The organism is Microcoleus sp. Pol12A5 (assembly GCF_036701435.1).
Classification (GTDB): Bacteria; Cyanobacteriota; Cyanobacteriia; order Cyanobacteriales; family Microcoleaceae; genus Microcoleus.
The window spans coordinates 1-13,088 of record NZ_JAUBQU010000053.1 but is presented as its reverse complement, the minus strand read 5'-3'; the positions used below and the strand labels follow the sequence as shown (position 1 = coordinate 13,088).

Annotated in this window: 7 protein-coding genes and 1 tRNA gene; 1 reads left to right on the top strand and 7 read right to left on the bottom strand. The window is 47.2% G+C overall.

The features are described 5' to 3' along the window. Positions 1–231: 231 nt before the first annotated feature. Entirely contained in the window at positions 232–2,700 is a 2,469-nt protein-coding gene (locus tag QUA45_RS15640; protein WP_333221458.1) for an ATP-dependent Clp protease ATP-binding subunit, read from the top strand. 187 nt (positions 2,701–2,887) lie between these two features. Here QUA45_RS15640 and QUA45_RS15635 read toward each other — a convergent pair whose 3' ends face one another. The 7 genes from QUA45_RS15635 to QUA45_RS15605 all read right to left on the bottom strand — a co-directional run bounded on the left by QUA45_RS15635 (position 2,888) and on the right by QUA45_RS15605 (position 12,937). Then, positions 2,888–3,451 (bottom strand): Uma2 family endonuclease, encoded by a 564-nt coding sequence (locus tag QUA45_RS15635; RefSeq protein WP_333221457.1) that lies wholly within the window; start codon positions 3,449–3,451, stop codon positions 2,888–2,890. Between the two features lie 120 nt (positions 3,452–3,571). Continuing rightward, on the bottom strand, positions 3,572–7,621 hold the full coding sequence (locus QUA45_RS15630; protein WP_333221456.1) for a hypothetical protein: 4,050 nt from the start codon (positions 7,619–7,621) through the stop codon (positions 3,572–3,574). A gap of 214 nt (positions 7,622–7,835) precedes the next feature. After that, positions 7,836–8,375 (bottom strand): redoxin domain-containing protein, encoded by a 540-nt coding sequence (locus tag QUA45_RS15625; protein WP_333097542.1) that lies wholly within the window; start codon positions 8,373–8,375, stop codon positions 7,836–7,838. A 105-nt stretch (positions 8,376–8,480) separates the two neighbouring features. After that, entirely contained in the window at positions 8,481–9,080 is a 600-nt protein-coding gene (locus tag QUA45_RS15620) for a peroxiredoxin (protein ID WP_190663488.1), read from the bottom strand. 127 nt (positions 9,081–9,207) lie between these two features. Then, positions 9,208–9,280, bottom strand: a tRNA-Met gene (locus tag QUA45_RS15615). 138 nt (positions 9,281–9,418) lie between these two features. After that, positions 9,419–11,893, bottom strand: coding sequence for a peptidoglycan DD-metalloendopeptidase family protein (locus QUA45_RS15610; protein ID WP_333221454.1), 2,475 nt, complete (start codon positions 11,891–11,893; stop codon positions 9,419–9,421). Between the two features lie 582 nt (positions 11,894–12,475). Further along, positions 12,476–12,937 (bottom strand): tRNA (cytidine(34)-2'-O)-methyltransferase, encoded by a 462-nt coding sequence (locus QUA45_RS15605; RefSeq protein ID WP_333068971.1) that lies wholly within the window; start codon positions 12,935–12,937, stop codon positions 12,476–12,478. Between the last annotated feature and the right edge of the window lie 151 nt (positions 12,938–13,088).

The following is a 13,088-nucleotide window of genomic DNA, read 5'->3' as shown; positions in this document are numbered from 1 at the left end:
TCATGGAATCAAGCCATTTTGCTACTATTATTCTCAATTAATAGTCGTTGGTGGCGGACGGCAACCACACCCCTACTATTCGGCTCTCCCCACTGTCCCTACCCCTTTAGCAAGATACATTGTTAAAGAAGGAAATACACAAAAATTTACATCTATAATTTGTGTAGTGTTCCAAATCGCTCCTCACCAGCAGCGATACAGCCCTCGCCAAGACAGTAGGATAGAAAAAATATGTTTGAACGCTTTACAGAACAAGCCATTAAAGCAATCATGCTAGCCCAAGAGGAAGCGCGGCGCCTCGGCCACAATTTTGTAGGCACCGAGCAAATTCTTCTGGGACTCGTCGGCGAAGGCACTGGCATCGCTGCAAAAGTATTACTGGATATGGGCCTCAACTTGAAAGAGGCGCGCAATGAAATCGAAAATATCATCGGTAGAGGTTCCGGGTTCCTCCCGCCGGAAATTCCTTTTACGCCCCGCGTCAAACGCATTTTTGAGACGGCGCTGAACGAAGCGCGGCAGTTAGGCCACAATTACATCGGCACCGAGCACATCCTGCTAGGGCTGATTCAGGACGATGAAGGGGTGGCGGCGAAGGTGCTGCAAAACTTGGGGATCGATCGCCAGAGAGTCCGCACCCAGGTAATTCGTGCCGTGGGAGAAGTCGCGGCGGTACCCGGAGGTAAGGGAGATAGCGGCGATCGCAAAATCCCGACTTTAGAAGAATTCGGCACAAACCTGACCAAGTTAGCCGCAGCAGGCAAACTCGATCCCGTTGTGGGCCGCGAAAATGAAATCGAGCGCGTGATCCAAGTGCTCGGCCGCCGCACGAAGAACAATCCAGTGTTAGTAGGCGAACCGGGAGTCGGCAAAACAGCCCTCGCCGAAGGCTTAGCCCAGCGGATTGTTAATAGAAACGTCCCGGAAATTTTAGAAGACAAACAAGTAATCAGCCTCGATATGGGTTCGCTGATTGCTGGTACAAAGTTCCGAGGCGAATTTGAAGAACGGCTGACGAAAATCATGGCCGAAATTCGTGCTGCGGGCAACATCATTCTGGTAATCGATGAAATTCACACCTTAGTAGGTGCAGGCGCAATTCAAGGCAGCATGGACGCCTCCAATATGCTCAAACCCGCCCTTGCTAGAGGCGAATTGCAGTGTGTCGGCGCAACTACCTTAGACGAATACCGCAAGCACATCGAGCGCGACGCTGCCTTAGAACGCCGCTTCCAACCGATCAAAGTCGGTGAACCGAGCGTGGCTGAAACAATAGAAATATTGTACGGGTTGCGATCGGCTTATGAACAGCATCACAGACTGACAATTTCCGACGCAGCTTTAGAAGCAGCGGCTACACTCTCAGACAGATACATTAACGATCGGTTTTTGCCAGACAAGGCGATCGACTTAATTGACGAAGCAGGTTCCCGCGTCCGCGTGATGAATTCGCAAACCCCGCCCGAAGTTAAAGAACTCAAAAAACAACTGCCTGCAGTAACAAAAGAAAAAGATGCAGCAGTGCGCGAGCAAGACTTCGACAAAGCTGGAAAATTGCGCGATCGCGAATTAGAAATTGAAGCCGAAATCGCCGAAGCGACGATCAACAAAAGCCAACTCAAAACTTCTCCCATCGTCACCGAAGAAGACATCGCCCACATCGTGGCTAATTGGACGGGAGTACCAGTCAGCAAGCTGACAGAATCCGAATCGGAATTGCTGCTGCACATGGAAGACACGCTGCACCAGCGCTTGATCGGTCAAGAAGAAGCTGTCACCGCAGTTTCTCGGGCCATCCGCCGCGCGCGGGTAGGCTTGAAAAATCCGAATCGCCCGATCGCCAGTTTCATCTTTTCCGGCCCCACAGGCGTCGGCAAAACGGAACTTACAAAAGCCTTGGCAACTTATTTCTTCGGTTCCGAAGAAGCCATGATTCGGTTAGATATGTCCGAATTCATGGAACGCCACACGGTTTCCAAACTCATCGGTTCGCCTCCGGGTTACGTCGGCTACGACGAAGGCGGCCAACTAACAGAAGCAGTCCGGCGCCGTCCTTACACAGTCATCTTGTTCGACGAAATCGAAAAAGCTCACCCGGATGTCTTCAACATGATGCTGCAAATCTTGGAAGACGGCCGCTTGACGGATGCTAAAGGTCGGACAGTAGACTTTAAGAATACACTGCTGATCATGACCTCAAACATTGGTTCGCGAGTGATTGAAAAAGGCGGCGGCGGTCTCGGTTTCGAGTTTGCTGAAAGTGCCGCAGACGGGCAGTACAACCGCGTTCGCAGCTTGGTAAACGAAGAACTGAAACAGTTTTTCCGTCCCGAATTTATCAACCGCTTGGATGAGATTATCGTCTTCCGCCAGTTGAACAGGGAAGAAGTGAAGCAGATTGCGGACATTATGTTGCAGCAAGTCTTCAGCCGCTTAACCGAACAGGGTATTACTTTGTCGGTGACAGACCGGTTCAAGGACTTGTTAGTTACAGAAGGCTACAATCCCAGCTACGGTGCTCGACCTTTGCGCCGCGCAATCATGCGGTTGTTGGAAGATGTACTGGCTGAGGAAATGCTGTCTGGGAAGCTGAAAGACGGCCAAAAGGCGATCGTAGATGTGGATGAAAACGGTCAGGTTAAGGTAGTGCCTGATGGTCCATCTGAGCCGAAATTGCCAGAATTCGCATTAAGCCATTAATGCACTCTACCAACGGATAAATACTGTTGATTAAAAACCCAGTTTCTCGGAGAAACCGGGTTTTTAATTAAATGAAACCAGTTTAAGAAAATCAACTTTAGGCAATATCCAAATCCTTATATAATAAGTCATTCCCAATTCTCAAATCTAATATCTAAAAGCTAAAATGGTATGAGTTCTGCCTCTTTTATCCCAACACATTATCTACAGCAATTTCTACATCTGGAAAAGCTAGAATAGATAAAGTCTGACCTCGCTGGAATCTTTGAATATTTTGGTATCCCGATGGAGAAGGTTCGCGATAAACTACTACACATTGCTCGTTAATATCTACCAGCCAAACTTCTACAATATTGTCTTCGGCATAAAGAGGAATTTTGATATTTCTGTCAGTTTCAGCGGTTGCATCCGCTACTTCCACAATTAGTAAAATATCCTCAGACTGAGGATGTCCCGATTCGTAAAAATCATCGCGCCGCCGCAGTAAAGAAATATCCGGTTCAGGTTCCGAGTGATCGTCCAATTCTACCGGATCTTGAACTCCAATGGTTACTCTCGATAATAAGCGGATATAGAATAACTCTGTCAGACGCTTGACATGAGATGTATGCCTTCTACCGACGGCGGCCATTTGAACAATTTTTCCTCGAATTAATTCAACTTTATCATCTTTGGTCAAGATGCCAGCTTCAATCATCTGATGATATTCTTTTACTGTAAATAACCGCTTGATTAACTGAGTTGTGATCATTGGTTATGCCGGGAATATAAGAGTTTTTGTCTGCGTTCACAGGTCTAATAATGTGATTATACTACATCGAACAGTAGTGCTTCACTAGGGCAGGCATTGCCCGCCTTACAATCGCTGAATCTAATCCCAGGATTGTAATTGCACAACCCAATGGTGCACGAAAGCAGAAATGCGATCGCGCCGCGTTTCAAAAGTAGCAGCAATCCAGATAAACACAATCCCAAAAGCCAAACCAATCGCCCATTTAATCAGCGGATAATCGAATATCAGAACCACCAACTGATAGAAAACATTGATTAAAAAAATTCCCGTTCCCACAAACAAAAACGCCCGAACTCGCAGCGCCAAACCCGCTGCAATAGCCGCCAAACTAAAAGCCCCCGCAACTAAACCGTGGTTTTGCTGAGTCAAAAGAGGCATCCCGCAAATCAGCGCAGTTGCGAGAATTCGCAGAGTGTGGCGCAGCGGTTTTTGTACGGATAATTTCAGAGTGCGATCGAACTGAGTAATGTAAAGTAAAGAAAGTCCTAAAGGAGTAACATAAAACTCTGGCTTAGTCAATCCTATTTCCCCAAACCATCGCAGCAATATCCAGTCAATTATCGCCACACTCACATAGGTAAAACGGACTTCCTGCCTTTCCCAAGCCAGGAAAACATAGAACGCGGCAGCTATCAGCAAGCTAATCGGATAAAACTTAGCCGGACTTTCCAAAATAGTAACTATTGGAATCAGCGAAGCAATTACCTGCCAAGGTTTTTTTGACCAACCCCAGTTGTCCCAAGGCAAAATGTAAATGAAATAAGCTAATAGAGAAGCGAGGGCAACTTTCCAAGGCCCCAACGGCCCGGAAATATACTTAACTAAAGGTGTATTGATCCAGTAAAGCCGGATGCCAAAGGCTTCGAGCCAGCCCAAGTAAATCCAAATTTCTGCCCATTGGCGATCGAGATTATTTCGCCCTTGCAAGAAAGCATATTGAACTAATAAAGCACCAGTGACTAATCCTAAACTTAAGCCGGACTTAATATCATCGGCAGAAGCCCAAATCAGCAGCAAACTGCTCAAAACCCAATGCAGGTGAGCAAATATTTTTAACTCTGCATTAGTTAAATGTAAATAATTGCTGAGCCAAGGAGATAAAATGCGATAGATATATGTTAAAGTTGTGCCGAGAGTTGCCAGGACAATTAAGCCATCGCCAAAAGCTCCTCCCGGTGTTTGAAAAAGTTGATATAGTAGCGATTCGTAAGCCGCAACGGAGAAGCCAATTAATCCCAAATAAACCAAAGGTTTGAATTCTGGCTCCCGCCTACCAATTCCGATCGCAATTAAAGACGCCCCCAACACAGTTAAACCAGTCCAATTCGTCAAAGTGTGCGATCGGAAAGTTAAACCCAATACCCCGTAAACCAAAGGTATAAAATGAATGCCAGGTAAAATTGTTGGATCGGGGTGGCGGCGCCGCCATACATCACCCAATAATTGAGTAAACAATCCGAGAGCGATATTAGCAACTGCCAAATTAATCGTAGTGCGATCGACAAAACTCAAACCCACTGCTGTCAACAACTCCAAACTCCAAGCCAAGGCATAAATTGCCAGAGGGGAAAGTTGGCGTAAATTTCGGAAAATAATCGCAGCCATTATCACCAAAATAGCAGCCAAAACTTCAGTAGAGGGCTGGAAACTTAAGCTACTGCCTGCGTAGAGTTCATAGGAATAAAAAGTAATAGTTGTTAACAGCAAGCTTGCCAGTAAGATTGCCCATCCATCTAAAGCTCGCTCGTAAATTTCACCTAATTGAGAAGGCTCAGGCAAACGGTTGGAAAAACGAACTATTATGCTGCGAAGCAACCACAGACACAAAAGAGCGATCGCCCCGGCAATTCCCCAAAGCCAACCAGACACAAAACCTAATTGATCGATCGCTGCAGCTACGAAACTCAAGCCAAATCCCACTTCAATTACAGCCGCTGGCAATTCGACTAAATAGTAAGTATTAACCAACATTAATCCGGCTGCCAAGCCCAAACCAATTAACCGAAACCCCGGAAAAATAAAAATTATAAATTGTGCAAATATTAGGGCGATTGTACTAAATGTACTGGCAACTTTTTTGTGAGGACTCTCAGTATATTTAGCAACACCAGTCAATGCCAAAGGAGTTGCCAGCCAGAGCAAACTCCACTGAGGGCGATGAGTGGCAGTACCCGCAATCACATAATTTTGCAACAAGATAAAGCTGAATCCTGCTAATACTAAGCCCAAATACCAGGAACTTTGGGACCAAGCAGGATGCCAGCGGAAAAAGCCAGAATTTTCTCGGAAAGTCGCCGCTTTCATCCAGACAAAAAATACCCACTCAGCAGCCATAAAAATCAATAATATTGCCGACCAAATATTGGGTGGCTGGTTGGGCAAAAATAAGTCAATTGCAGAAGCTATCGCGCATAAACCAATAATGTGAGTTATGGTAATTAAAATTGCCGGATTTCCCGGTTGTTCAGCCGCAGAAGCCGACCTCGAAACTCGCCGAGAATTATCTGGAATTACGTATTTCCAAGTAATCCAACCTAGAATTAAAGTAGAGACGAATAAATTGAGCGATCGCCAAAACGGATTGACAAAACTAATAATAGTTAAACCACTCCCCAAACCGAGAGCAAGGTTTTCGCCAAAACTGGCAAGTTGAAACCTTCGTTTGCGGTAGAGCCACTGCGCTGCACTTACCATTAAAATTAAATAAGGCAAAAGCAGAACACCCCAAAAAGCCCAAGGAGTTTCCTGAGAGTTTGTAAGCTGAGCTAAAAATGCCACAACTTGTGTTCTAATCCCTAAAGGAAGCACTCGCCAAAACAGCCAAATACTCTGAAGCCCCACCGCCTCCAGCATTAGCAAATCAAACTCTTGCCAAAATCTCACTAAACGGTTATAAAAAAACCAAACAGCCAATCCGCTAACTGCGATCGCCTGTAGCGGAATGTCGCGAAAACAAACCAGGTACCCCAAACCCAACAAACCCATTCCCGCTAATTGCCAGTTAAAAAAGTTGCTGGGATTTGGCTGGTCGGATATATTATTTTCAATAGTTTCAGATGCGAGGGGGTGCTGCCAATCCAGCCATGCTAAAAGCACGCCACAAATCGCCAAAGCTAAACCCATTTCAGCGATATTTACATCTTTGACAAATATCGCTCGACCCAGTAAAATTCCTAACGAATAAGCTATTAAAGCCGCTTTTTTGTAAGTCAGAAAATCTCTGCTCAAACTGAAAGCAGCGGGGAATGTTTCAGTAGTTACCCCACGTTGGATAGATTGCAATCGTTGTTGCTGAACTTGATAAACTGTAATAGCAGCAGTTCCCACTGTACCCACATAAACCGCAGTAAGGGAAAAGCCGACAAATGCCCACCCCCAGTGCAAATAACTCAATCCCAAGTGATTTAGGGCGATCGAACGAGTGATGTTTTTTCCAGAACAGCTTTGATATTGATCTTTGATAATCCGGGCAGTTATCCAAGTCAAAATAAGTGCCGCTGCGATTGCTACCACCCAATCCCAAGGATACCCCCACAATCCAAAAGTATCCATTGCCCAAAAATTGATCGGCACTAGCAACAGTGTCACTTCTTGCAAAGTTTGAGCAGTCAAGTGCAAATTAACCTGTCTGTTGGCCCAACTGCTAATCGCCCAAAAGGTTAAAGTATAAGCTAATAAAACTCCATATTGTCCGGCGGCCGGAAATCTTTCCCACTGACTGGCAGCTAAGACTCCAGAGGAGACAACTACCATGAACACTCCTAAAAACAACAGCCACACCACGCTAATTTCTGCCATTAGCGAGTGCAAAATTTGAGCGATAAAATTAGGGGTTTGAGTAGTTTCTGTGGGCCTAGCAATGCTTTCTCTGCTGCTAGGTACTGCTTTTTGCATTGATAAGGCAGGTATTTTTGGCTCGGCAAAAGGATCTCGCGACTCCTCAATTTCAGAAAGGTCTACAGCGGGCTCTGTGAGTGGGCAGACTAAATACTGGCGGCACCATTCCTCAACCTCAGCGGGCGAAAGCAAACCTAGACGCAGCCACGCTTCTAAACCTGTCAACAACTCAGGATGCGACGCTAAGACGCTCAATTCAATTTTGCTCGTTCGATCTTTGGGAGACGACATTGGCTTAAACTTGTACTAAGTACCTTCAAGCTATAGCCTAGATTAATGTCGAGCGAACATGGCAACATTCCGCCATCGAAATTGGCACAATAAGTATTTATAACTAAAGGTCGCTTGCAGCCAGTGTCAACCTATGAAAAAATCCCGCTGATGGGCCTAAACCAGCGTACATCAGCGGTGAAAAACTCTTAATTAGGACACAGTAGCGGTGTCCTTACCGATCGACATATTTCAATAAAGTGTCCACACTAGCATTGTGGTCTATGAAAGAAAACAAATGTTTGAAGAGGAGTTTTCCATCTGCATCCAAAACAAACTGAGCAGGCAAAGGAGCACCTAAAGCCTGACCGACTTGATAAGCCCGAAACACTTTACAGCCTGGATCAGAAAGCAGAGGCATTTTCAAGCCTAAATCTCTAACCACAATTTGGCTTTGGCGATCGTCGGTACTGGCCACCATCAATAATTCTATATTGCGATCGGCAAATTTTTCCCAGTTTTCATTCAAAGCTTTAATGTGAGGAAAACAGAAAGGGCAATATTGCTTTTCAGTAAAAATCCGCGTAAAAGCCAAAATTACCGGCTTATCGCCGCGATAATTCGACAGCCGTACCAATTTTCCATTATTAATATCCGGCAATTCAAAATCTGGCGTCATCTGCCCCAGGTTCAGAACATTAGTCGCCGGAACAGGCAATAAATTTTGGAAAAATCGCTGATTTAACAAGCCGCTAAAATTAGTAGAAGTCAGCATATTTCCTAATTTGGTAATTGCTAATTGCTAATTAAAAATCCAGTTAAATGAATTTCCCTGCGGGTAGGGACACGACCGTGCCGTGTCCCTACACCTATAATGTGCTTAAACTGCAGCAAAGAATACCTTAGACTTGACCGGATCGGGAGTCATAGTCTTGTCACCGGGCTGCCACCCGGCGGGACAAACTTCATCGGGGTGAGACTGGACGTGTTGGATAGCTTGCAGAGTACGGAGAGTTTCATCCACGTTGCGGCCAAAGGCAAGATTGTTAATAGTAGAGTGTTGGATGATGCCTTCTTTGTCGATGATGAACAGACCTCTGAGGGCAACGCCTGCTTCAGGGTCGAGGACGTTGTAGTCTGAACTAATTGTTTTTTTGAGGTCAGCAACTAAGGGATAGTTGAGGTCGCCGACACCGCCTGATTTGCGGTCTGTTTGTATCCAAGCGAGGTGAGAGAATTCGCTGTCAACGGATACGCCGAGGATTTCGGTATCGATTTTCTTGAAGTCCTCGAAGCGATCGCTAAATGCTGTAATCTCAGTCGGGCACACAAAGGTGAAGTCCAAGGGGTAGAAGAACAGGACTACATACTTTTTGCCTTTATAGTCTGACAGTTTAACAGTCTTGAATTCCTGATCCACTACGGCTGTTGCTGCGAAATCGGGTGCAGCTTGACCAACCCGGAGGCATTCACTGGTCATAGATTTTGTTTCCTTTTTTACGAACTGTTACAAATATATCATACTCATAACGACTACAAGTATCTTCTGGATAAATCAAAAAAAATACGCTCTCAATTTTGAGAGCGTATTTTTTTTGATTTAATAATGGCTCAGGCGGGATTTGAACCTGCGACCTTGGGCTTATGAGTCCCCTGCGCTAACCACTGCGCCACTGAGCCAAATTTACTTCACGATTTACTATCGTAGCACGGTAGGGCTAGCTATGTCTTCTTTTCACACAACATTATTTCTCATAACTTCCAGTAAAAGTTATGAGTTTTGATAATCATTCAAAACCCATAACTTCCGACCAGTCGTTACCGAGAAGCGCTGGACGCATCGTCTGGCAGAAAAGCCATTGGGTTGATAGCACCCTGTCCGGCGGGATGAATTTCAAAGTGCAAGTGAGGCCCGGTACTGAAGCCCGTGCTGCCCATTTCGGAAATCTGTTCTCCTTGAGCAACTTTCTGACCCTTTTGCACCAAAATCCGGCTGTTGTGCGCATAGACAGTCTCAGTGCCGTCAGGATGGGTAATTTCCACCAGATACCCGTAGCCGCCGTCGTTCCACTGAGCATAGGTAACCACCCCGTCTGATGCTGCCACAATTGGCGTGCCGATCGGCCCTGCAATATCAATTCCTTTGTGCATCCGTCCCCACCGCCAGCCGTAGCCAGAAGTAAGAACACCCTTCGACGGCCAAATAAACCCGTTAGCCGACTGTTGTTTGCCGTTAGGCAGATAAGTATCAGGGCTCGAAAGCGGAGGCAGTTCTGGAGAAACCATCCGTCCCAAAGACGGGTTGCTTAGGGGATCGTAACCGTCGGCTCCCAAAGGAGCAGTTGCTACCACAGGCCGCTGCCCAGCAGAGGTCGGCGTCAGGTTTATCGGTTGCAGTTCCGCGGCGCGAGAGGGGTCTAAACGCTCTTGCTGCTGCTTCTGAACATGCTCAGACCAGGCTCTCGATGGCGGTCTGCTGATTTCATTCTGCACCGCCTCAGTATAGTCGGGGGTGTAGAGATATGGATTGACACTTGGCATATCCTCAGACGGGTTGACCGATGGCCCGTCAGTTGGAGCTAGGGACACCGCATTGGAGCCGATCGAATTGCGCGAGGCACGATATTCTTCTCGCAGCCTGACCACTTCTGCCCTCAAGCGTTCGGAATAAGGGTTGAGAGCGTCTGCGGTGGGGAGAGCCTCCGAATTCGAGTCTGGTAAAGCGCTAGTTGGATCGGCATTTGAAGCCTGGGCGCTAGTATTTGCCACGAAGCCGATCGGCTGCGGGTATGCTCCCGTAGCGATAGCGGTAGCATTTTCACGGGCTGGTCCAGGCAGGGCACTGGTGTCAACTGCACCTGTAAATGTTGGTTCGCCTTGGAGATCCAGCTTCCGTGGATCGCTAATGGTTTGGGAAACTTGAGTCAGCGGAATGCTGTTAATTTGGGGAACCATGGGCGCTGAAATATTGTTCAGACCTTCCAGGTTCTCCAGGGGAGAGACAACAGGCACTGTGGGTGCGGGTGCTGCAACGCCAGCACCGGCTATTTCCGAGGTAGACGAGCTGGGGTTCAAAGATGCGGGAACCGAACTCGCCGCCCAGACAGATGTAGAGTTGGAGGCAGAATAAGATGCTGCAGCCTCCACCCCTGGATTTTTAAACCCAACTTGGGGAATTTTGAGCCGTTGATTGACATTCAGCAAGTTGGGGTTGCCCAGCTTGTTGACGGAGATCAGATCTTTGGGCGATACGCCGTGACCTTTGGCGATCGCATCTACCGTATCTCCCGGACGCACGCTGTATAGGACTTCAGCCGGCGCGGCGGTACTTCCCGCAGGGGGGACTAGCACAGCCGAGGGCACACTGGGTGTTGCCAAAGACGGTTCAATTGACTCGAATGCTCGATCGGGTGATGCTGCTTGACCTCCCCCGGAATTGGGAATTACAGGTGTGGCATCGAGGTCAGGAATAGTTGTCCCAGTTGCATATCCGGGAAAGGTCTGCGTCGGTGCTGACTCGGGTAAAAATGCCTCAGGTGTAGATAAATTTGCTCCCGCCTCAGACCCTAACAGGGTTCGACCCGATTCTGTGGTGCGGTTTTCCTGTTTTTTCAAACTGTCGATCGCCCCGTCTGCATTCGGGATGTCGATCGAACTTTGTTCCGGTACCGCCGTGACCAGCGGGGTCGCTGCGGTTGATGGCAGCGCTGTCATGGCTGCACTATCCAATGGCTCGGAGCCAGTCAGATTTAACTCTTGTTCTGGATTGACCGTCGCTGCGTGCTCTAGCCCAGCCGATGTGCTATAGCCTGCGTTCTGTTGTGGTGTGGCTTCCGTCGCAGTCGGAATTCTGAGCTGTTGGCCAACTTGGAGTATGGTATCGGGTTTGATGTCGTTGGCAGTTGCTAGTGCCGACGGTTCAACTTCATAATCCCGAGAAAGCTCCCAAAGGCTTTGCCCCTGCTGCACCTTAACCGCCACCCGGTCAGAAGGTGATCCGGGCTGTTCGGCCCTGGAACCGTCAACTTGTGCGGAGGTAGCGGGCCCGTTGGCCGAGACTGGCTGTACTTCAGCGGTGGATTCTGATGTCGGTGCGAGTTCAGACGCGCGAGCGCTGTCTCCATTTCTCGGTAGCAGAATGCCAGAAGCACCTACCGATATTGCCAGCCCGATCGTGGCGAGAGAGCGAACTCTGCCTGTGCTGAGCGTTGTCTGTTTGGATGGTTCCGCAGAACCGTCTCTGTCGATTTCACTAGCCTGAACAGGCTTAATTTGGGGATATGTTCGTTTCAAAAAAACGACCTCCTACTGAGAAGCGCTAACTGTCCTTGGAAACACTCAAGGGGATCGCATGACGCTGAGTTTAAATCAACAACCAAAAATATTCTGATTGTTGACAGCTATCATGCTTAGGCCAGATTACCTTGCTTTTTTAATTTAGACAAGCTCAAACCGTCAGAAATTTTAAAATTCTCGGTCAAACCTGCTGCAATTAACCCCACAAGCCTTACACCGCAATAGCTGGAACGAATACATAAAATCTTCGTTCCGGTAAGGCTCTGAACTCTCACCTATTATCAGACTTTAGGCTAATTTCCGGACAACCTACAACCGTATATTTACTAGATATAGTGTTCAGACCCAAGCTGGTACTCGCTCACGCCCTAAATCGCTAAAATTCTCGGTTTTTGTTGCTGAATCATCTTGGGAGTAATTTGGTGTTGCTGATAACAATCTGTTTTTGAATGAATAAAATATATTAATGTCTGCTATCTAGATTTTCACCCCTTAGATACAAATTTCTTATATTTAAAACCAGATTTGGCAGCCTGCAGCAGCTATTAAATATCTATATGTTTATGTGTTGATAATGATTTATCCCAGTTCGCCCAACTGTCGTTTAGCCTCAAATAAACCCACAGCGGCGCTGACCGAGAGGTTCAAACTCCTGACTCCAGGCTGGCTCATAGGAATAAAAACTGTGGCGTCGCAGGCATCCAACACGAATTGGGGAATGCCTACAGTTTCCGAGCCAAACATCAGCCAGTCGCTGGGCTGAAATTGGAATTGCGCGTAATTGCATCGCCCGCCAGTGCTGAATCCGATCGATCGTCCCCCGCGCTGCTGCCGATAGGCCAGAAAAGCCGCTAAGTCTTCGTGGCAGTGGAGGTTGACGTAGGGCCAGTAATCTAAGCCGGCCCGTTTCAGGTAGCGATCGCTAATTTCAAACCCCAGCGGGCCGACTAAATGCAGTTCCGTGCCTGTGGCAGCGCAAGTGCGGGCGATATTGCCAGTATTTGGGGGGATTTGCGGGTGAATCAAGACAAGTTGGGGCATGAAGCTAATTAAACAGCGAAAAATACAGCTATTGGGAAATTTATAAAACTACCCAAAGGTAGATATACCTTATAGCTTTTATTTATAACCTTTGTCGAGCTCCATTGATTAAATATTCTGATTTGTTTTTGGGAGTCGCTCTGCAACTTTT